16 protein-coding genes and 1 pseudogene are annotated in these 20,870 nt (G+C 73.7%); 6 read left to right on the forward strand and 11 right to left on the reverse strand.

The genetic code is table 11. The features are described 5' to 3' along the window. Positions 1-212 precede the first annotated feature (212 nt). Positions 213-1,394, reverse strand: a complete 1,182-nt coding sequence (locus ACIQWA_RS08260; RefSeq protein WP_402479799.1) for an erythromycin esterase family protein — start codon at positions 1,392-1,394, stop codon at positions 213-215. A 94-nt stretch (positions 1,395-1,488) separates the two neighbouring features. Between ACIQWA_RS08260 and ACIQWA_RS08265 the strand changes: the two genes are divergently transcribed. Continuing rightward, positions 1,489-2,208 carry a MerR family transcriptional regulator gene (locus ACIQWA_RS08265; protein WP_402479802.1) on the forward strand — a complete coding sequence of 240 codons (720 nt, stop codon included), beginning with the start codon at positions 1,489-1,491 and terminating at the stop codon, positions 2,206-2,208. 3 nt (positions 2,209-2,211) lie between these two features. On the opposite strand, the gene ACIQWA_RS08270 is transcribed toward ACIQWA_RS08265, so the two are convergent. The 6 genes from ACIQWA_RS08270 to ACIQWA_RS08295 form a co-directional block, all read right to left on the reverse strand. After that, positions 2,212-2,658, reverse strand: a complete 447-nt coding sequence (locus tag ACIQWA_RS08270; RefSeq protein ID WP_402479805.1) for a hypothetical protein — start codon at positions 2,656-2,658, stop codon at positions 2,212-2,214. A 37-nt stretch (positions 2,659-2,695) separates the two neighbouring features. Then, entirely contained in the window at positions 2,696-5,599 is a 2,904-nt protein-coding gene (locus ACIQWA_RS08275; RefSeq protein ID WP_402479808.1) for a bpX6 domain-containing protein, read from the reverse strand. Then, positions 5,599-7,266, reverse strand: coding sequence for a hypothetical protein (locus ACIQWA_RS08280; protein WP_402479811.1), 1,668 nt, complete (start codon positions 7,264-7,266; stop codon positions 5,599-5,601). The genes ACIQWA_RS08275 and ACIQWA_RS08280 overlap by 1 nt, the downstream gene beginning before the upstream one ends. A gap of 70 nt (positions 7,267-7,336) precedes the next feature. Then, entirely contained in the window at positions 7,337-7,903 is a 567-nt protein-coding gene (locus ACIQWA_RS08285; protein WP_402479813.1) for a hypothetical protein, read from the reverse strand. Further along, positions 7,900-9,171 carry an AAA family ATPase gene (locus ACIQWA_RS08290; protein ID WP_402479816.1) on the reverse strand — a complete coding sequence of 424 codons (1,272 nt, stop codon included), beginning with the start codon at positions 9,169-9,171 and terminating at the stop codon, positions 7,900-7,902. Before ACIQWA_RS08290 ends, ACIQWA_RS08285 begins: the two co-directional genes overlap by 4 nt. A 33-nt stretch (positions 9,172-9,204) precedes the next feature. Next, entirely contained in the window at positions 9,205-9,621 is a 417-nt protein-coding gene (locus tag ACIQWA_RS08295; protein WP_402479819.1) for a LysR substrate-binding domain-containing protein, read from the reverse strand. A gap of 21 nt (positions 9,622-9,642) precedes the next feature. Here ACIQWA_RS08295 and ACIQWA_RS08300 point away from each other — a divergent pair, with 21 nt between their 5' ends. From ACIQWA_RS08300 to ACIQWA_RS08310, 3 genes are all read left to right on the forward strand, one after another. Continuing rightward, complete coding sequence (locus ACIQWA_RS08300) at positions 9,643-10,620, forward strand: bile acid:sodium symporter family protein (RefSeq protein WP_402479821.1); 978 nt, start codon at positions 9,643-9,645, stop codon at positions 10,618-10,620. A gap of 162 nt (positions 10,621-10,782) precedes the next feature. After that, positions 10,783-12,039: an arsenic transporter gene (locus tag ACIQWA_RS08305; RefSeq protein ID WP_402480853.1), complete on the forward strand. Its 1,257-nt coding sequence runs from the start codon at positions 10,783-10,785 to the stop codon at positions 12,037-12,039. 13 nt (positions 12,040-12,052) lie between these two features. Further along, positions 12,053-12,547: a universal stress protein gene (locus tag ACIQWA_RS08310; protein WP_402479824.1), complete on the forward strand. Its 495-nt coding sequence runs from the start codon at positions 12,053-12,055 to the stop codon at positions 12,545-12,547. Between the two features lie 88 nt (positions 12,548-12,635). On the opposite strand, the gene yjfF is transcribed toward ACIQWA_RS08310, so the two are convergent. The 4 genes from yjfF to ACIQWA_RS08330 form a co-directional block, all read right to left on the reverse strand. After that, entirely contained in the window at positions 12,636-13,607 is a 972-nt protein-coding gene (gene yjfF, locus ACIQWA_RS08315) for a galactofuranose ABC transporter, permease protein YjfF (protein WP_360229340.1), read from the reverse strand. Then, entirely contained in the window at positions 13,604-14,695 is a 1,092-nt protein-coding gene (locus ACIQWA_RS08320; RefSeq protein WP_402479827.1) for an ABC transporter permease, read from the reverse strand. The genes yjfF and ACIQWA_RS08320 overlap by 4 nt, the downstream gene beginning before the upstream one ends. Next, positions 14,692-16,215: a sugar ABC transporter ATP-binding protein gene (locus tag ACIQWA_RS08325; RefSeq protein WP_402479829.1), complete on the reverse strand. Its 1,524-nt coding sequence runs from the start codon at positions 16,213-16,215 to the stop codon at positions 14,692-14,694. The genes ACIQWA_RS08320 and ACIQWA_RS08325 overlap by 4 nt, the downstream gene beginning before the upstream one ends. A gap of 77 nt (positions 16,216-16,292) precedes the next feature. After that, complete coding sequence (locus tag ACIQWA_RS08330; RefSeq protein ID WP_402479831.1) at positions 16,293-17,276, reverse strand: ABC transporter substrate-binding protein; 984 nt, start codon at positions 17,274-17,276, stop codon at positions 16,293-16,295. Positions 17,277-17,679: 403 nt separating this feature from the next. On the opposite strand from ACIQWA_RS08330, the pseudogene ACIQWA_RS08335 reads away from it, so the two are divergent. Next, positions 17,680-18,084, forward strand: a pseudogene (locus ACIQWA_RS08335) (non-reducing end alpha-L-arabinofuranosidase family hydrolase); the annotation flags it as partial. A gap of 340 nt (positions 18,085-18,424) precedes the next feature. After that, positions 18,425-20,803, forward strand: coding sequence for a non-reducing end alpha-L-arabinofuranosidase family hydrolase (locus ACIQWA_RS08340; protein ID WP_402480855.1), 2,379 nt, complete (start codon positions 18,425-18,427; stop codon positions 20,801-20,803). Positions 20,804-20,870 lie beyond the last annotated feature (67 nt).

Here is a 20,870-nt window from a genome sequence, read left to right on the forward strand (position 1 = left end):
ACGGCGTTCTGTCCGGGGCCCCCCCGGCGCCCCACCCCCGGGCCCGGGGGGGTTTATTTGTGGGGGGGGATTTTGGCGGGGGGGGGGGGGGCCGGTAACCCCGGCCGGCCCCACCCCGTGAAGCGCTCCGCGCCCGCTCCGGCCACCTACACCGCCGACCGCCGCCCTGGTCGCCCACCTGCGGGCGGCCTACCCGGGGCCGTGACGACGGACTACCCCACAGCGCCTCCGTCCCCCACAGCGCCGCCGTCGACGATGTGCAGCAGCGCGGCGGCGCCGTCGAGGGTCTCCGGGTCGAGCGGGAAGTAGCCCTGGCGCGGGGTGGTGTCGGTCCGGGTACGGGCCGTGCCCGAGACCGGCGGGGCGGTCAACCGCCAGGCGCCGGCGCCGGTTTGCAGCCGCGCCTCGTACGTCCCCGGCGCCGGCTCGCCGAGCCCGAGCGTGGCGCTGCGTCCGAGGCTCCCCGGGACGAAGACGTAGCGCTCCTCCAGCAGCGAGCCGACGATGTGGCCGGCGCCGTTCCATCCGCAGTCCAGTTCGTCCTGGGACCAGGCGCTCGGGTTGCGCTGGAGGTGCCGGTTGTGGGCGAACACCAGGGTCGGCCCGCGCCGGGCCTCGACGGCGCGGATGTCGAGCAGGTTCTGCGCCATCAGGGCGTCCCGCATCCTGATCAGACCGGAGATCCGGGCGCTCGTCCCCAGGCCCTGGACCGCCGCCTGGGCGTGGTAGCGCAGCACTCCGAGTCCGGCGCGCAGGTGGACACCGACCCGGAGCCACTCGGCGTGCGAGGTCGCGGCGATCAAGTCCGGTGCGCGCACGTAGAGTTGGTTGAGCAGATCGTCGGCGGTACGGCGCAGCCGTTCGGCCTCGGGGGTGGCTCCGGGTGACGCGGCGGCGTCGAGGATCGCCTCCTCACGCTCCCAGCGCTCGTCCTCCCCCGTCAGGGCGGCGACGTCCAGGTCGAGTTGGAGATAGTCACGGGCGTGTTCGAGGTAGCGGCGCGGGCTGGGCGCCGTGGTGTTCTCGGTGGGGAGGTCGAAGCCGTGGCACGCCACCTGCTCCGCGGCCTCCCGGTCACGGTTGAACTCGCGCATCCAGGCGACGAGTTCGCGGTTCGCCTGCTGGGCGCCGAAGCCGTGGGTGAAGCCTTCGGCGAGCACGGCGTCGAGGGTGCCGACGCCGTGCCGGACGTGGTCGTCCACCGCCAGCGCGGCCACCCGGTCGGTCTCCAGGGCGATCGAGCGGAAGCCCTGGGCCACGAGTTGGGCGAACAGCCGGTTGCGGACCAGCCCGAAAGCCGGTTCCTGGTGCGTCGGCTCGCCGAGCGCCAGCAGTTCGCAGGAAGGGGTGCGGAAGTCTCCGATGTTCTGGGTCATGAAGATGTCCTGGCTCATGAACCTCAAGCGTATCCTTGAAGGCTCGGTTGAGACTTTTCTCGTCTCGGCCCGGCATTCCCGATGAAAAGTCTCAAACCAGGAGGTCGCCGCCGTGCGCCCTGCCGACCTCGCCCGCGAACACGGCCTCTCGACCCAGGCGGTGCGCAACTACGAGCGTGACGGCTTCCTGCCGCCCGCCGAGCGCACCCCCACCGGGTACCGGATCTACACCGAGCGCCACGCCGCCGCGCTGCGGGCCTTCCTCTCCCTCGTCGCGGCCTTCGGGCATGCGACGGCGGGCCTGGTGATGTCCGCCGTCAATGCCGACCGTCCGGACGAGGCGCTGACGGCGCTCGACCGGGGCCACGCCCAGTTGCTGCGCGACCGGGAGACCCTCGCCATCGTCCGCCGCGCGGTCGACCACCTCACCTCGGCGCACCCGCCCACCCGGGCCGCGACCACCCTCCCCGGCCCGCTGAGCATCGGCGAACTCGCCCACCGGCTCGACCTCACCCCCGCCACCCTGCGCACCTGGGAGACGGCCGGCATCCTCACCCCGGCCCGCGACCGCCCCGGCGGGCATCGGTACTACCGCCCCGAGGACGTCCGCGACGCCGAACTGGCCCACCTGCTACGCCGCGGCGGCCACCCGCTGGCCCACATCGCCACCGTCCTCCGGCAGGTCCGCACGGCGGGCGGCACGGCCGGCCTGGCCGCGGCCCTCGACAGCTGGCAGCAGCGGCTCACCGCCCGGGGCCGCGCCATGCTCACCGCCGCGGCCCGCCTGGACGCCTACCTCTCCGCACCGCCGGACGCGCCGGGCTCGCCTTGACGCCTACCTCTCCCCACCGCCGGACGCGCCGGGCTCGCCGGACACGCCGGGGAGTTCCGTGCTCGGGAGGCGGCGCCAGTCCCACTCGGGGTGACGGGCGAGGAGGCCGAGGAAGTCGTCGGAGGGAATGAGCTCCCAGTGGTCGGTGTCGACGATCGCGGCCAGGCCGGGCAGCACGTGCCGCAGCAGGGCCCGAGCCGCGGCCATCGACTCGCTCGCCACGCGGACGGCGTACGGCTCCCCGATCCGGGCCGTGAGCTCTTCGACGTCCTCGGGCTCGAAGTCGCGCAGGACCTCCCCCGACAGGTCGAGGGCGTACGAGCTGCCGCCCCAGTGCACCCGATCGTCCTGCGGCGCCTGCTGCCGGAACGGGCCGAGTGCGCGGAAGCGCAGCTCCAGTTCCGCACGCCGCTCCGCCGGGACGACGACGATCACCACTGGCCAGGACACCGGCCCACCTCCTCGAACGCCATCTGGCAAACCTCCGTCAGCCCGCCGTGACCCGCAGGTTGGCCAGCAGCTCGGCACCGTCCGCGCGCACCGCGAACACCCGCCCGCTGCGGTGCCAGCAGGTCACCGCCCCGGCGTGCGCGCGCAGCCGGAGCACGGGGTCGGTCGCCGCCCCGGGCAGCAGGGCGGTGAAGGCGGCCCCGGAGGCGCCCCCGACGGTGGTCCGCAGGCCGTCCTCGGAGCGCTCGGTGAACGCCCAGTGGGTGCCGTCGGCGCCGAGCACCACCGGGGGGCCGGTGACGGTCTGCTCGGCGCTGCCCCGGCCGGTCCAGCGGAGCACGCTGGCGCCGGGGGCTTCGCCGGGGCGGGCGGTCAGCAGCCGTCCGTCGGCGAGTGCCACCCGGTCGACGGAGTCGTCGAGCTCGACCTGCTGCCGGGCGCGCAGCTCCCAGCCGGGCTGGTCCCAGCGCCACAGTTCGGTCAGTTCGGCGGTGTGGCCGCCGGCCCGGGTGTGGACGACCACGGCGCAGCTCGCGGGGGTGCGGGCGATCCGGCCCACGGCCTGCTGGTCGTTGCCGAGTTCGCGGTGGACGACGGTCGGGCGGGCGGCGCGGGTGTCGAGCACGGCGATGCCGTCCTGGTCGACGGTGAGCAGGTGGCGGCCGTCGTAGGAGGGGACGATCCCGCGCACCCGCAGGGCCGTCCACCGCTCGACCCGGCGGGTGGCGAGGTCGAGCCGGAACAGTTCGCGGACCGTCCCGTAGCGGGCGACCAGCAGCACGGTGCCGCCGTGGTCGGCGACCACCAGCTGCTCGGCGGGCACGTCCCAGCGGGCGCGGGTCCGGCCGTCCGGGCCGAGCAGCCGTACGCCGGCCTGACCGCAGGCCACCAGCACCAGGCCGGAGTCCAGCCGGGCCGCGTCCAGGACCGGCAGGGTGCCGGGGCGGTCGGCGGCGGTGACGGTGAGCGCCCCGCTCCGGCCGGGCCCGGTGCGCCGGGGCTTCGGCAGGTCGGCGGCGGCCAGCGGGTCGGCGCGCTTCAACAGCCGGGTGTGGACGGTGCTTTCGGAGCGTACGGCGGCGCGGCCGGGCAGTCCGCCGGTGCGGACCAGGGAGCGTACCGCGCGGGTGGTGAGCTCGCGGTCGACGGCCGGGTCGGCGCACCGCAGCTCGGCGAGGGCCGCGAGGGCGGCCGCGCACTCGGTGGCACTCGGCTCGGTGGACCCCGGCTCAGCGGCGCTCGACCCGGCGGCACTCGGCCCGGCGGCGCTCGGCCCGGCCTCGGCGAGCAGGGCCCGGACGGGCTCCGCGACGTCCTCGCCGAGCGCCAGCAGGTGGACCAGCGCCCGCCCGCGGGTCGCACCGCCGAGTTCGGCGGCCTCCCGCAGGTCCGGCAGCACGCCCGGGCGCAGCGTCTCGTCCGGCCAGGCGGCCTCGACCGCGCCCAGCCGGTCCCCGGCCCGGCGGCGGTGGTCCACCCAGACGGTGCGCAGCTCACGGGCGGCCGCCGGCTCGGTGGCGGTGAGCCGCTCGACGGCGCTGGCGAAGGCGCCGCGCCGGTGGGCGATCCGCACCGCCCGCTCCCGGTTCCCGGCCCGCCAGTGCAGCCGGACCACCAGTTCCGCGGCCAGGCCGCGGCCCTCGGCGAGTTCGGCGGCCTGGGCGGTGCGGCCGTGCCGGTCCAGCAGGGCGACGGCCTCGGCGGGCTGGGCCAGCAGGTCGGCGAGTACGTAGGCGGCCTCGTCGATCCGGCCGTCGCGCTCCAGGGCCTCGGCGGCGTCCCGGTAGAGGCCGGTCAGGTACTCGTGGACGGTCGGGCCGCTGAGCGGGAGCGCCAGCGGCGCCCCGCCGCGCTCCTGGGCGCTGGGCCGCAGGGCGCCGGTGAAGCGGTCGGGCAGGCGCAGGGTCAGCAGGCCCTGCTCCGGGCGGCCGTCGGCGCCGGAGAGCCGGATCGCGTCGCGCAGGGCGTCCTCCCAGCGGCGCTGCCGGAAGGAGCGGGAGAGCTGGTGCAGGTAGCGGGCGTGGCGCTCCCGGAGGAGCGCCCCGGCGGGGCCGCGCAGGGCGAACCGGGCCAGCCACTGGCCGCGCGGACGCCGGGGCGGACGCTGCCGGGGCCGGCGCTGCTGAACGGGGGCGCCCGAGGCCGCGCCGGGCCGGCCGCTGCCGCCGGGTCGGCCGAACCGGACACCCGGACGGACCCGGGAGTACCAGCGGTACGTCAGTCCGGCGGAGCCGCCGACCAGCACCGGAAGGACGATCACGGGTGCCCTGGGCACTCCGGTCGCCACGACCGAGGCCAGGAAGGACAGACCCAGCGCCAACACCAGGGCGGTCACGACCCCGGAGATCCGGCGCGCCCTCGCGGCACCTGGACCCGGCTCGCCCAGCAGCCGTCCGGCCCGTCGGCTGCGCCCGGGGATGCCGGCCACGGCCCGTAGGTCCACGGCGGCCGGGCGTGGCAGGTCCGTCCCGACCGGTTCGGCCTCGACGGCGGTGCCGACCGGCCCCAGCCGGTGGAGCGTGAGCCCGCTCAGGTCCAGCCACTCCGAGGGGTCCACCGGCCGTAGCTCGGAGATGACATGACGAACCGTCAGTGCACCTGTGGCGAGCACGAGTTCACCGGGTCGGCCGGTCTGCCCGGGGCTCGCCACCAGGACCTGTCCGGCGAGCTGCAGCGGCGCGCCGGGTGCCCGGTCGGTGCGGGTCCGCACCGGCTCGGCCAGCCGCAACAGCCAGCGACCGTCCGGCAGTTCACTCAGCCGGGCGCCGTCCTGCCAGTGCGCGAGGACGCGCTGGGCCGCCTCGGCGGCGCCGATCAGCGGCACGTCGAGGAGGAACCCGGCCGCGTCGACCACCGGGGCGCCCGGCACGGGGCTGCCCACGACGGGGCTGCCCACGACGGGACTGCTCGCCACGCGGTTGCTCGTCGGGGAACTGCTCATCAGTGGGCACTCCTGATCACGGCGTGGGTGCGCCCGTCGGTCGCGTTCGCGACGACCACCCGGCCCGGGCGGGGTTCGGCGGCGAGCAGCGGCAGCCGGGGGTGGACGGCCGGGGCGGTCGTACCGCCGGAGAGCGCTGTGAGCGTACGGACCCCGTCGGCCCGGACGGCGCGGACCAGCCCCGCGGCCCGGGTGCAGGTGATCAGGACGGGTTCGAAGCCGTCCTCGACCAGTCCGATCACCTCGGTCTCCCCCTCCCCGAGGCGGATCCGGCGGTGCTCGCCCCGGCTCGGACGGACCTCCCAGGTCCGCCCGTCCTCCGACCAGCCGACGGCACCGCCGCCGTGCACCAGGTGCGGCGCCCCGGCCGCGCCGGCGGGCAGCGGGGCGGGCGACAGCCGGGGTTCCCGCCCGCGCCGGAACGGCTGTCCGCCCTCGGTGGAGACGACCGGTCCGTCCGCCGACACCCGTCCGCCGCGCTCGATCCGGCGCCAGCGGCCGGCCACCGGCAGCACCAGGGCGTCGCCCTCGCGCAGCAGCGGGAGCACCGGCTGGGCCATCAGCTCGGCGAACTCCGGGGAGCCGATCTCCGGCAGGCCGACGGTCGCCGACTTGACCCGGTAGCCGTCGGAGCCGCTCAACGCCCGTCCGCTCACGTGGAGTTCCAGCCGGTCGTTGCGCACGCACAGCGCCAGCAGCCGCCCGCTGGTGCGCGCGGCCGCGATCACCGGGCCGAACAGCTCGTGACGGCGCGGCCGGGCGGCACCGTCGGGGTGTCCGCCCGACAACGCCACGGCGATCAGCACGTCGGCGCGCCAGCCCCGGGCCAGCAGGGTGGCCGCGTCGGTGGTGAACGCGGGCAGCGCCCCGCCGACCGCGGGCAGCTGGGCGTCCAACTGCGCGGAGGCCCGGAAGCCGCTGCCGCGCAGCGCCCGCACGGCGACCCTCGCCGGGGGCAGCGGCAGCTCGACGGCCGGTGCGCCGTCCACCCGGACCGTCACCCGCGCGACGCCCGTCGCGTTCCAGCCCGTCTCCTCGCTCGCCACCGTGCGCCGCCGGGCGGGCAGCCGGGCCGCCAGCCGGGGCGAGGTGAGCAACCAGCACTGCGCGGCCGGGTCCAGCGCGCGCTCCGCGTACCGGACGTCCTCGGGTTCGGGGTCGGTGTGCTGACGGGCCTTGAGCCAGCGCGGCAGCAGTTCGGCGAGGTCGCCGCCGATCAGCCGCCCGGGCGGGTCCCCCAGGACGCCGACCAGCAGTTCGCTGCCCCGGGCCGCCGCCCGGCGGTGCAGCACGAGCAGCGCGGCCAGCTGGACCAGCCGCGCCGCGCCCGCCTGGGCCGGTCCGGCGTCCACCAGCACGACCACCTGGCCGCGGCCCTCGGGGGCACGCAACTCGGTCTCCAGCTCCAGGAGTTCACCCTCGGTCCACCGGCGCAGGAACTCCTCCGGGTACTCCTCGGCGAGCAGCCACTCGGAGGGCAGCAGCCGCTCCGGCCGTCGGCCGCGGGCCAGACCGCCGTAGCCGTCCGGCTCGCCCTCGGACCCGGCGACGGGCTCGGGCACGCCGATCAGGGCGTCCAGGCGGCGCAGCAGGGGGCCGAGCGCGGTGGCGAGTTCGGGGGTGAGCGCGGACAGCGTCCCGGCCCAGGGCGCGAGTGCGGCGGTCACCGGCCACGCACCCGCGCCGGCCGGTCGGCCGGGCGGACCGGCTCCGCCACCCCGACCGTCGCCCCGCTGCTCACGCTTCCGCTCCGCTCCGCGTCGTACCGCTCCACCGTCCAGGTCCTCCCTGCTCGCGCACCCGTTCCCCGCCGCTCCGCGCGACGCCTCCGCCCGGCTCCCCGATGCCGGGCTCCCCGATGGCCCGCTCCTCACTGCCGGGCTCCCCACTGCCGGGCTCCCCGCTAGCGGGCTCCATGAAGCGGTCCAGGTCCGCCGGGCCTCGGACGGGCGCCGGCCGGTCACCGACCAGCGCGTGGCCGGGGACGAGCACGCACAACTGCCCGTCCGCCGCCCCCAGCGCGACCCGCCACAGGGCCGCCCCGGGCTGCGGGCGGGCCGTGGTCGGCACCAGCACGCCGTCGTCCTCGCCCAGGTAGCGGGCGCCGTCCGCCCAGGGCAGGTCCGGCGCCTCGCCGAGGACCAGCAGCGCCGTCCCGTCGGCCGCCACGGCGAGCCGGTGCCCGGCCGCCAGCCGGGAGCGCGTCGCGGCCGCGAGGGCGGGGACGGCGGTGCCGAGGGCGAGGGCGGCGACCGGTTCCAGCGGTGGTTCACGGCGCTCCCAGCGGAGCGGGGCACCGGTCACGGGGAGGCGACCGCCGCACCCGCGGTGACCGGTGCGACCGGTGCGACCGCCGCACCCGCGGTGACCGCCGCGACCAGTCCGGCCCGGAGCCCGGTCAGCGGCGCCGACAGGTCCGCCGGGTCGAAGCCGGCGTCGATCTCGCGCAGCACGGCCTCCAGCCGCAGCCGGGAGTCCTGACCGTCCGGCAGCCCGCCGTGTTCGGCGAGCAGCGCGGTGCCCGTACGCAGCAGGCGCTCGGCGCGGGCCGCGCTGCTGCGGGAGAGTTCCTCCGCCGTGTGCGCCAGGCTGCGGTTGGCGGCCCGGTCGATCAGGTCCGCGAGGGCCTCGCGGGCGAGCGCCTGGGTGTCGGCGGTGGGGGCGATCAGCGGGAGCACCCAGAGGTCGCGGGCGGAGGCGGCGGTGCGACCGTCCAGGACGGCGGCCGCGGCGACCAGGTTCTGCGAGCGCACGGCCCGCCGGTCGCTGACCGGGACGCCCGCCGAGCGCAGTCGGCGCAGCGCGGTGGCCAGCAGCGGAGTGACGGCGTCGAGGTCGCAGCCGCGGGCGGCGGCGGTCAGCCGGTCGAGGGCGCCGAGCAGGTCGCCGGTGGTCGCGGGCGCGGCCGGGCGGCGGCCGGCTTCCAGGAGCTCCTCCAGCCGGGCGTCGACGACGGGTTCGACGAAGACCCGGGCGAGGAACCGGTCGGCGAAGGCGGCCAGCGCCGGGTCCTCGGGCAGGTGGTTGGCCGCGCCGACGCAGATCCGCAGCGGACTGGCGAGCACGGTGCCGCCGCGCCGGAAGACCCGTTCGTTGAGCAGGCCGAGCAGGGTGTTCAGGACAGCGGTCGAGCCGAGGAAGACTTCGTCCAGGAAGGCGATGTCGGCCTCGGGCAGCATCCCGGCGGTCTCGAACTCGACCCGGCCCTCCCGGAGTCGGCGCAGGTCGACCGGTCCGAACAGTTCGTTGGGCTCGGTGAAGCGGCCGAGCAGGTACTCGAAGTACCGCCCGCCGAGCTGCGCGGCGACCCGCCGGACCGCCTCCGACTTCGCCGTCCCGGGCGCGCCGACCACCAACAGGTGCTCCCCGGCGACGGCGCACAGCGCCACCACCTCGGCCACCGTCTCCCGGCCGACCATGCCGCGCCCGGCGGCGGCCACGGCCGCGGCGACGAGCTCGGCGTCAGCACCCGGCGAGGTGGCCGGCGGGGTGTCCGGCAAGGTGGCGGGCGGGGTGACGGGCGGTAGGTCGGCGGGGCCGGGTATCGGAGCGGCGGCGGTGGTCTCGGTCACGAGCACGGGAGTCTACGTTGCCCCGAACACCCCTCACCAGCGGGTTTCCACCGGGGCCGATGCCTCCGCCGCCGTGGGCGCGCGGTGCAGCCGGAACGCGTCCGCGAGGACGGCCCGGGCCAGCGCCTGGGCCGGGCCACGGGCCGTGGTGCGCCCCGTGGTGAGGGCGAAGTCGGTGGTGCCCAGGTCCGGCAGGCCCGACTGGTCGGGCAAGGGGCGCAGGTCGGACGGGATCAGGCTGCGGGCGTGCGGCACCACGCCGAGGCCGGCCAGGGCGGCGGCCCGGACCCCGGACAGGCTGGTGCTGGTGCAGGCGATCCGCCAGGGGCGGCCCTCGCGTTCGCAGGCGTCCAGGGCGCGGGCCCGGGTGATGCTGGGCGGCGGGTAGACGATGAGCGGCAGCGGCTCCGCCGGGTGGTCGAGCCGGAAGTCCTCCGCCGCGGCCCACACCAGCCGGTCCTGCCAGACCAGTTGGCCCTGGGTGTCACCGCCCTGCTCCCCGCACGCGGCGCCGCCGCACCGGTCGTCTCGGATGCCGCCACCGGCGGGGTCACCGTCCTGTTCTTCCTCTACGGCGCCCGGCTCTCCGCCCGCGAAGCCTGGGACGGCCTCAAACAGTGGCGACTGCACGACACCGTGCTCACGGTGACCTTCGTCCTCTTCCCCCTGCTCGGGACGGCCGCCCACCTGCTGGTGCCGACCGTCCTGACCCCGCAGCTCTACCAGGGCCTGCTGTTCCTGACCCTGCTGCCCTCCACCGTGCAGTCCTCGATCGCCTTCACCTCGATCGCCCGCGGCAACACCGCCGCCGCGGTCTGCAGCGCGACCTTCTCCAGCCTCTTCGGCATCCTCCTGACCCCGCTGCTCGCCGCCGTGCTGCTGCACACCGGGGGCGGCATCTCGGCCGGCACCGTGCTGGAGATCGCCGAACAACTCCTCCTGCCGTTCGCCGCCGGGCAGTTGCTGCGCCGCTGGATCGCCCCCTGGACCGCCCGCCACCGCGCCGCCCTCGCCCTGGTGGACCGCGGCTCGATCCTGCTGGTCGTCTACAGCGCCTTCAGCGCCGCCGTCGGCGGCGGGATGTGGGGCACGCTCTCGTTGCCCCGGCTGGCCGCCCTCCTGGTGGTCGAGTCCGCGCTGCTGGCGCTGGTGCTGACCGTGACCCTGCTGGGCGGCCGCCGGCTCGGGTTCGACCGGGGCGAGCTGATCGCGATCGTCTTCTGCGGCTCCAAGAAGAGCCTGGCCAGCGGCGTCCCGATGGCCGCCGTCCTCTTCCCCGGCGCGGCGGCCGGACTGATGGTGCTGCCGCTGATGCTCTTCCACCAGGTGCAGCTGATGGTGTGCGCCGTCCTCGCCCGCCGCTGGGCCGCCGACGCCCCGGCCGCCGAGGCCGCGCCGAGGCCGCGACCGCGACCGCAGGACGCACCGCGGACAGCACGGGCCCGGTGACCGCTGCGGCCGGTCCCGCCCGATCGGTGATGCGTACGGCCGCCGGCACGGCTCCTGTGCTCCCGCCCCGCCCGACGTGCCGCGACCCGGGAGGCTCTGGTTCGATGGGGACCGCCGTCACCGCCGGCACCACCGTCACCACCGCCCGCGAGGAGCAGGACCCTGAGTACGTCGTTCGCCGAAGCACTGTCCGTCGGCCTGCTGGTCCTGGTGCTGGTCTGTGCGGTGGCCCGGCCGTGGGGGTGGCCGGAGGCGGTGGTCGCCGTCCCCGCCGCGGGGCTGGTGGTCGCCACCGGCGCGATCCCGTCGGCGCACGCGGTCGCCGAGGCGGAGCGGCTCGGGCCGGTGATCGGGTTCCTGGCGGCCGTGCTGGTACTGGCCCAGTTGTGCGACGACGAGGGGCTGTTCCGCGCCTGCGGGGCCTGGATGGCCCGCACCGCGGCCGGGAGTCCGCGCCGGCTGCTGGCGCAGGTGTTCGTCGTCGCCTCGGTGATCACGGCCGTGCTCAGCCTGGACGCCACCGTGGTGCTGCTGACGCCGGTGGTGTTCGCCACCGCGGCCCGGCTCGGTGCCCGCCCCAAGCCGCACCTCTACGCCTGCACCCACCTGTCGAACACCGCCTCGCTGCTGCTGCCGGTCTCCAACCTCACCAACCTGCTGGCCCTCACCGCGAGCGGGCTGAGCTTCACCCGCTTCGCCGCCCTGATGGCGCTGCCCTGGCTGGTGGCCGTCGCCGTCGAGTACGTGGTGCTGCGCCGGTTCTTCGCCGCCGACCTGGACGCGGGCACCGCGGCCGGCACCGAGGTGGCGGCGCCGGAGCTGCCGCTGTTCGCCCTGGTCACGGTGGCGGGCACGCTGGCCGGCTTCGTCCTGACCTCGGTCGTCGGCGTCGATCCGGCCTGGGCGGCCATGGCCGGCGCGCTGGTGCTGGCCGTCCGGGCGCTCGCCCGGCGCCGCACCACCCCGGTGGCGATCGTCCGCTCGGCCGCCGTGCCGTTCCTGGCCTTCGTCCTCGCGCTCGGCATCGTGGTCCGGGCGGTGGTGGACAACGGGCTGGCCTCCGCGCTCGGACACCTCCTCCCGTCCGGCACCTCGCTGCCCGCGCTGCTGGGCGTCGCCGCGCTGGCGGCCGTCCTGGCGAACGTCATCAACAACCTGCCCGCGACCCTGGTGCTGCTCCCGCTGGCCGTGCCCTCCGGCTCCGGCGCCGTGCTGGCCGTGCTGCTGGGGGTGAACATCGGCCCCAACCTCACCTACGCCGGCTCGCTGGCCACCCTGCTGTGGCGGCGGATCGTCCGCGAGCACGACACCGAGCTCGGCCTGGGCGAGTTCACCCGGCTCGGGCTGCTCGTCGTCCCCGCCGCCCTGACGCTGTCCGTGGTGGCACTGTGGGGGTCCCTGCAGATCATCGGAGCATGAGGAGGCCGACACCGTGACCGTCGTCGTCTGGATCGCCGAAGGCACCTGGCCCGCCTGCGTCGACGCCGCCCGCGTCCACGCGCCGCAGGGCGCGGAGCTCGTCCTGCTGCACGTCAACGACCAGGACGTCCCCGGCGTCGCCCACGGCGCCTTCGCCGGCCTGCTGGGGCGCGGCCACCGCGAGCGCGACCCCGGCGACCAGGTGGAACACCTCGCCGCCGCCTCCGCCCGGCAGCTCCTGGACGCCGCCGCCGAGCGCCTCGCCCGCCCCTGCACCCGGTTGGAGCGCACCGGCCGCGCCGAACGCGAGGTGGTCTCGGCGGCCGACGGGGCCGAGCTGCTGGTCCTGGCCCGGGACGGCGACCGCTCCCGGCTGGGACCACACAGCCTCGGCCCCGCCACCCGCTTCGTCGTCGACCACGCCCCCTGCCCCGTCCTGCTGGTCTGGCCGGAGCCGGCACCGGGCGCCGACACCCTTCCCCCTCCCCCGCCGCACCACCGGCGGTAGACGTTCGGTGCCCGGCGTTCGGTGCCCGATGTTCAGTGCCCGGCGTTCGGCCTCGGGCAGGAGAGCGGACCGCCGAGGACCGCGCCGGCTATCGGCGGCGGGCGGTGATCAGGCGCTGCAGGACGATGAAGACGAACAGCAGCCCGCCGATCACGATCCTGGTCCACCACGAGCTGAGGGTGCCCTGGAAGCTGATCACGGTCTGGATCAGGCCCAGCACCAGCACGCCCAGCACGGTGCCCAGCAGGTAGCCGGAGCCGCCGGTGAGCAGGGTGCCGCCGATGACCACGGCGGCGATCGCGTCCAGTTCCAGGCCGACCGCGTGCAGCCCGTAGCCGGAGAGCATGTAGAAGGTGAGCAGGACGCCGCCGAGCGCCGAGCAGAAGCCGCTGATCGCGTACACGGTGGTCTTGGTCCGCGCCACCGGCAGGCCCATCAGCAGGGCGGACTGCTCGCTGCCGCCGAGCGCGTACACGTTCCGGCCGAAGCGGGTGTAGTGCAGGACGACGAACGCGGCCGCCACCACCAGCAGCGCGATCAGCACGCTCGGCGAGATGAACAGGTCGCCGAGCGGGATCCGGGTCTGCGCCATCGCGGTGTACGACGGGTCGGTGATCGAGATCGACTCGATGCTGATCGTGTAGCACAGGCCCCGGGCCAGGAACATGCCCGCCAGCGTCACGATGAACGGCTGGATCTCGAAGGTGTGGATCACCCACCCCATCACCCAGCCGCCGGCCGTACCCATCAGCAGCACCAGCGGGATGACCAGCAACGGCGGCCAGCCGTGCTGCTCCACCAGCCAGGCGGAGACCATCGTGGACAGGGCCACCACCGCACCGACCGACAGGTCGATGCCGCCGGTCAGCACGACGAAGGTCATGCCGACCGCGACCACGAGCAGGAAGGCGTTGTCGATCAGCAGGTTGAGCAGCACCTGCCCGGAGAAGAATCCGTCGTACTGCACCGATCCGGCGGTGAACATCGACACCAGCAGGACGGAGGTGACCAGCAGCGGGATCTGTCCGCGCACTCTGGCCAGCAGGGCGTTGGCGTTCACGCGCCGACCTCCCGGTTGGTGTTGGTGGTGGTGGTGGCTGGAGCGGGTCGGGCCCCGCTGTGGCGTCCGGCGCCACGCTTGGCGACCTTGGCGCGGAAGTTCGGCGACTGGATCAGGCAGACCGCGATCACCACGAACGCCTTGAACACCAGCGTGGTCTCCGGCGGGATGCCGATCGTGTAGACGGTGGTGGAGAGGGTCTGGATGATCAGCGCGCCGAGGACCGTGCCGCCGATCGAGAACCGGCCACCGTTGAGCGAGGTCCCGCCGATCACCACCGCGAGGATGGCGTCGAGTTCGATCCACAGGCCGGCGTTGTTGCCGTCCGCCGCCGAGACGTTGGAGGAGACCATCAGTCCGGCGACCGCCGCGCACAGCGCGCTGAACACGTACACCAGGCCGACCAGGCGCATCGCCCGGATGCCGACCAGCCGACTGGCGACCGGGTTGCCGCCGACCGACTCCAGGAGCATGCCCAGCGCGGTGGAGCGGGTGAGCAGCGCCGTCAGCACTGCGACCAGCCCGCTGAGCAGGATCGCGAACGGCATCGCCAGCCAGTAGCCGCCGCCGATGAGCTGGTACGGCTCGCTGGTGATCGTGATGATCTGGCCGTCGGTGATCAGCTGGGCGACGCCGCGTCCGGCGACCATCAGGATCAGGGTCGCGATGATCGGCTGCACCCCGACCCGGGCCACCAGCACACCGTTCGCCGCGCCCAGCAGCACCGCCGTCGCGAGCGCGATGCCCACCGCGCCGAACACCGTGCCGAGGCTCGCCGGGTCGGCGGCCTGGCTGATGTGCTGACAGGCCAGCGCGCCGGCGATGGCGACGGTGGAGCCGACCGAGAGGTCGATGCCGCCGGTGGCGATCACCAGGGTCATGCCGAGCGACACCAGGATCAGCGGGGCACCGAAGTGCAGGATGTCGATCGAACTGCCGTACAGGTGACCGTTCTTGAGGTGGATCGCGAAGAAGTCCGGGGTGAAGGCGAGGTTGCCGAGCAGCAGCGCGGCCAGCACCACGGCCGGCCAGAACAGCCGGGACCGGGTCACCGCCCTGGCCCATGGGGTGGTCAGGGCCGTGGTCATTGTTCCGCTCCGCTCGCGATGGTGGCCAGGACGCGCTCCGGGGTGAGCGCGCCGTCGTTGCGCAGTTGGGCGACCATCCGGCGGTCGCGCAGCACGCCGACGCGGTGGCTGAGCCGCAGCACCTCCTCCAGTTCGGCGGAGATGAACAGCACCGCCATGCCCTTCTCGGCGAGGTCCGCGACCAGTTTCTGGATCTCGGCCTTGGCGCCGATGTCGATGCCGCGGGTGGGCTCGTCCAGGATCAGCAGCTTGGGGTCGGTGATCAGCCAGCGGGCCAGCAGCACCTTCTGCTGGTTCCCGCCGCTGAGGTTGCGGACCAGCGCCTCCGGGTCGCCCGGGCGGATGTCGAGGGTGCGGATCCAGCGCTCCGCCAACGCGTCCTGCACGGTGCGCGACAGCGGACGGGTCCAGCCGCGGGCCGCCTGCAGCGCCAGCACGATGTTCTCGCGGACGGTCAACTCGCCGACCAGGCCCTCGGTCTTGCGGTTCTCCGAGCAGAACGCGATGCCGTGGGCGATCGCGTCACGCGGGGTACGCAGGTCGGCCTCGGTGCCGTTGATCCGCACGGCGCCGCCGTCCTTGTGGTCGGCGCCGAACAGCAGTCGGGCCGCCTCGGTCCGGCCGGACCCCAACAGGCCGGCCAGACCGATCACTTCGCCGGGGCGGATCGCGAGGTCGTACGGCTCGACGGCGCCCCGTCGGGCCAGGCCCTCGGCCTCCAGGAAGGCCGGCCCGGCGGCCGGGACGGAGCGCTCGCCCCGCTGGCCGCCCGCGAGTTGGTCGAGTCCGGCGAGTTCGGAGCCGATCATCCGGGAGACCAGGTCGACCTGGTTGAGCTCGCTGGTCAGGTACTCGCCCTCCAGCCGGCCGTTGCGCAGGACGGTCATCCGGTCGCAGATCTCGTAGATCTGGTCGAGGAAGTGCGAGACGAACAGGATCGCGACCCCCTGGTCGCGCAACCTCCGCATCACGGCGAAGAGTTGGCTCACCTCCTCGCGGTCCAGGCTGGAGGTCGGCTCGTCCAGGATCAGCACCTTGGCCGAGACGTCGACCGCGCGGACGATGGCGACCAGCTGCTGGACGGCGATGGAGTAGCTGTCCAGCGGCGCGCTGACGTCGATGTCCAGATCCAGCGTGCGCACCAACTCGGCAGCCCGGCGGCGCATTTCGGCCCAGGCGATCAGGCCGAGGCGGCGCGGCTCGCGGCCGATGAAGATGTTCTCCGCGACCGACAGGTTCGGGCAGAGGTTCACCTCCTGGTAGACGGTGCTGATGCCCGCCTGCTGGGCCTGCAGCGGCCCGGCGATCCGCACCCGCTCCCCGGCCAGGACCATCTCCCCGCCGTCCGCCGGGTGGACCCCGGTCAGCACCTTGATCAGCGTGGACTTCCCGGCGCCGTTCTCCCCCATCAGGGCGTGCACCTCGCCGGGGAAGAGCCGGAAGTCGACCCCGTCCAACGCCACCACCCCGGGGAACTCCTTGCGGATCCCCCGTACTTCCAGGACCGGTTGCTGACGCACCCCGGTTCTCCTCTCCTCGTACGACCCGGCCCCGCGGGGAGCGATCCGCCGATCGCTCCCCGGGCCGGCCGGGCCGGTCAGTACTGGCGGGTGGGCAGCGCCGCGGCGGCCTGGTCCTGGGTGAAGACACCCTCCTCGGTCTTGATCCGCTTCGGCACCTGCTCGCCGGCCTTGACCTTCTTGGCCAGGTCCATCAGCTGGTCTCCGAGGAGGGGGTTGCACTCCACGTCGACGTTGATCTTGCCCTGGCTCATCGCGGTGAAGGCGTCCTTCACCCCGTCCACCGAGATGATCTTGATGTCGGTGCCCGGCTTCTTGCCGGCCTCCTCGATCGCCTGGATCGCCCCGAGCGCCATGTCGTCGTTGTGCGCGTACAGCACGTCGATCTTCGGCTGGGCCTTGAGGAACGCCTGCATGACCTCCTTGCCCTTCGCCCGGGTGAAGTCACCGGTCTGCGAGGCCACCACCTTGAACTTGGCGTCCGCCTTGACCACGTCACCGAAGCCCGCCTTGCGGTCGTTGGCCGGCGCCGAACCCGTGGTGCCCTGCAGTTCGACGATGTTCACGACGTCGGACTTGCCCTGGTACTCCTTCACCAGCCAGTCGCCGGCCTTCTTGCCCTCCTCGACGAAGTCCGAGCCGAGGAAGGAGACGTAGAGCGAGTCGTCCTTGGAGTCCACCGCCCGGTCGGTGAGGATCACCGGGATCTTGGCGTCCTTCGCCTCCTTCAGCACGGTGTCCCAACCCGACTCCACCACCGGCGAGAAGGCGATCACGTCGACCTTCTGCTGGATGAACGAGCGGATCGCCTTGATCTGGTTCTCCTGCTTCTGCTGCGCGTCGGAGAACTTCAGCTCGATGCCCGCCTTCTTCGCGGACTCCTGGATCGACTTGGTGTTCGCGGTGCGCCATCCGCTCTCCGCGCCGACCTGCGAGAAGCCCACGACGAGCTTGTGGCCGGGCCCCTTGTCGGCCGAGCCCCCACCGCCGCCGGAACCGCACGCGGTGAGGACGGTGACCATCGCACCGGCGACCAGAGCCGCCGCAGCTTTCTTGGACATGGTGGGACTTCCTCTCGGATTCGTCGATCGCGCGAGCGGCACCCGTCACGTGAACGTGAGGTTTCGACGCCGTTTCGCTCGGAACAGATTGTTAGCGCTCACAAATGGCCCCGGCAAGGCTCTTGCGTCCCGTTACTCAATCTTGACCGGGTCACCGGGGGTGGCCCGAGGCACCGTCAACTCGTCAGAAACATGGGCAGTTGCCGCACCCGGAGGAGCATGCTGCGGCACTCTCGCCGTCGAGCGCCGCAGCCCCCGCCCCGATCTCGACCGTTCGCCACCTCGTCGTGCGGCGGCGCCACAGCCCGGCGCCTCGCCCGGGCGATGCATGTGAGCGCTAACAACGTCCCGAAGGCGGACGCAGGACCCGACGGTCGGCCGATGGCGGCGCGCCCTGTCGCGCAACTTCGGCTCCTCCTACACCACCGTCATGACCGACACGGTGAAGAACCTCTTCGAGGCTCCGCAGGTCTACAAGGTCAAGGACCGGAACCAGTACCTCATGATCGTCGAGGCCCGCGGCGCCAACGAGCAACGCTACTTCCGCTCCTTCACCGCCACCAGCCTCAACGGCACCTGGACCCCCCAGGCCGCCACCGAGAACAACCCCTTCGCCGGCAAGGCCAACAGCGGCACCACCTGGACCAACGACATCAGCCACGGCGACCTCGTCCGCAACAACCCCGACCAGACCATGACCATCGACCCCTGCAACCTCCAACTCCTCTACCAGGGCATGACCCCCGGCTCCACCGCCCCCTACGACCAACTCCCCTGGCGCCCCGCCCTCCTCACCCTCCAGCACTGACCCACCCGGTCCGCGAACGGCGGAACCCCGGCCGCCCACCGGCCGGGGTTCCGCTGTTCGCATCCGTCGCGCCCGGGCGCACGCCGATGTACCGGGCCCCGTCAGCGCGCAGACTCCCTCCCCCACACCCAAAAAAATATTCTCCGATCGCGGCAACCTCTGTGCGCACGGCGGCAACTGACAGGTGACCGAGGCCGAAGACCAAGGCCAACTCCGTCCCAGAGGGAACGAACCCTTGCCAGATCAGAACCGCTCTCACCGCCGCCGTCCGGCGACCCGCCGCGTGATCGCCATCGCCGTGGCCCTCGCCGCCACGGGTGCCGCCGTCCCGCTGGTCGCCATGGCAGCGCTCACACCGGACACCAACTCGCCGACCACGGTCGGCGACGCGGCAGCCGGCAGCGGCCGCTACTTCGGTACGGCGGTGGCGTCGGGCAGGCTCGGCGACCCGGCCTACTCGACCATTCTCGACCGGGAGTTCAAGATGATCACCCCGGAGAACGAGATGAAGTGGGACACCGTCGAGCCCTCGCGCGGGTCGTTCAACTTCGCCCCCGCCGACTCGATCGTCAACCACGCCTCCGCACACGGCCAGCGCATGCGCGGTCACACCCTGGTCTGGCACTCCCAACTGCCCGACTGGGTCAAGGCCACCGGCGACGCCACCACCCTGCGCAGCGTGATGAACAACCACATCACCCAGGAGATGTCCCACTACAAGGGGAAGATCTACGCCTGGGACGTGGTCAACGAGGCGTTCAGCGACGACGGCAGCGGCCGGCACCGCGACTCCGTCTTCCAGCGCGTGCTGGGCGACGGCTTCATCGAGGAGGCCTTCCGCACCGCCCGTACCGCCGACCCGTCGGCCAAGCTCTGCTACAACGACTACAACATCGAGAACTGGTCCGACGCCAAGACCCAGGGCGTCTACCACATGGTCAAGGACTTCAAGTCCCGCGGCGTGCCCATCGACTGCGTCGGCTTCCAGAGCCACTTCGGCGCCGGCGGCCCCCCGCCCAGCTACCAGACCACCCTGGCCAACTTCGCCGCACTCGGCGTCGACGTCCAGATCACCGAACTCGACATCGCCCAGGCCCCCGCCACCGCCTACGCCGGCGCCGTCCAGTCCTGCCTCAACGTCCCCCGCTGCACCGGCATCACCGTCTGGGGCATCCGCGACAGCGACTCCTGGCGCACCGGCGAGAACCCACTGCTGTTCGACAACAACGGCAACCGGAAGCCCGCCTACAACGACGTCCTCGCCACGCTTCGCAGCGCCGGCGGCACGTCGGGCGGTGGCACGTCGAGCGGTGGCACGCCGGGCGGCGGGATCACCCCGGGCGGCGTCTACATGATCTCCGCGGTGGGCGCCTCCGGTCGCGTCCTCGACGAGTTCGCCGGGCAGAACGGCAACGGCTCCCCGCTCCAGGTGTGGGACGCCGGCGGCGCCGCCAACCAGCAGTGGCGGGCCACCAGGAACGACGACGGCTCCTACACCTTCACCAACCTCGCCAGCGGCAAGGTCCTGGACGAACCGGCCGGCCGGACGGCCAACGGCACGCAGCCGCTGGTGTGGGAGGCCCACGGCGGTGCCAACCAGCGCTGGAAGGCCAACCGCAACAGCGACGGCTCGTACACCCTCGTCAACGTCGCCAGCGGCCGCGCCCTGGAGACCCCCGGCGGCCAGACCGGCAACGGCACCCCCGTCCAGATCTGGGACTCCTGGGGCGGCGCCAACCAGCACTGGAACCTCCGGCCGTCCGGGTCGGCCGCCCCGGCCCCGACCCCGGCAGAGCCCGCCCCGAGCGGAACCTGCGCCCTGCCGTCGACGTACCACTGGTCCTCGACGGGCGCGCTGGCGCAGCCCGCGAACGGCTGGAGCGCGGTGAAGGACTTCACCGACGTCACGTACAACGGCAAGCACCTGGTGTACGCGTCGAACGTGAACGGGAAGTCCTACGGCTCGATGATGTTCAGCCCCTTCGGCGACTGGTCGGGCATGGCCTCCGCCCCGCAGACCGGGATGAACCAGGCCGCCGTGGCGCCGACGATCTTCTACTTCGCGCCCAAGAAGATCTGGGTGCTCGCCTACCAGTGGGGTCCGTGGCCGTTCGTCTACCGCACCTCCAGCGACCCGACCAACCCGAACGGCTGGTCCGCGCCGCAGCCGCTGTTCACCGGCAGCCTGCCCAAGTCCAGCACGGGGCCGATCGACCAGACCCTGATCGCCGACGACCAGAACATGTACCTGTTCTTCGCCGGTGACAACGGCAGCATCTACCGGGCGAGCATGCCCATCGGCAACTTCCCGGGCAACTTCGGCTCCTCGTACACGACGGTCATGACCGACACCCCGGAGAACCTGTTCGAGGCTCCGCAGGTCTACAAGGTCAAGGACCGGAACCAGTACCTCATGATCGTCGAGGCCCGCGGCGCCCACGAGCAGCGCTACTTCCGCTCCTTCACCGCCACCAGCCTCAACGGCACCTGGACCCCCCAGGCCGCCACCGAGAACAACCCCTTCGCCGGCAAGGCCAACGCCGGAGCCACCTGGACCAACGACATCAGCCACGGCGACCTCGTCCGCAACAACCCCGACCAGACCATGACCATCGACCCCTGCAACCTCCAACTCCTCTACCAGGGCAAGAGCCCCAACGCCACGGGCCCGTACGACCAACTCCCCTGGCAGCCCGGCCTCCTCACCCTCCAGCGCTGACCCGACCAGGCACGGGAGCCCCGCCGGACACCGGCGGGGCTCCCCATAGGATGGGAGCGCTCCCAGA

The organism is Kitasatospora sp. NPDC098652, from assembly GCF_044760155.1.
Lineage (GTDB): Bacteria > Actinomycetota > Actinomycetes > Streptomycetales > Streptomycetaceae > Kitasatospora.

Excerpts from the sequence above, each read along its gene's own strand:
- ACIQWA_RS08320 (WP_402479827.1), bottom strand. The coding sequence starts at position 14,695 with ATGACCACGGCCCTGACCACCCCATGGGCCAGGGCGGTGACCCGGTCC.
- ACIQWA_RS08275 (WP_402479808.1), bottom strand. The coding sequence starts at position 5,599 with ATGAGCAGTTCCCCGACGAGCAACCGCGTGGCGAGCAGTCCCGTCGTG.
- ACIQWA_RS08340 (WP_402480855.1), top strand. The coding sequence starts at position 18,425 with ATGGCAGCGCTCACACCGGACACCAACTCGCCGACCACGGTCGGCGAC.
- ACIQWA_RS08330 (WP_402479831.1), bottom strand. The coding sequence starts at position 17,276 with ATGTCCAAGAAAGCTGCGGCGGCTCTGGTCGCCGGTGCGATGGTCACC.
- ACIQWA_RS08260 (WP_402479799.1), bottom strand. The coding sequence starts at position 1,394 with ATGAGCCAGGACATCTTCATGACCCAGAACATCGGAGACTTCCGCACC.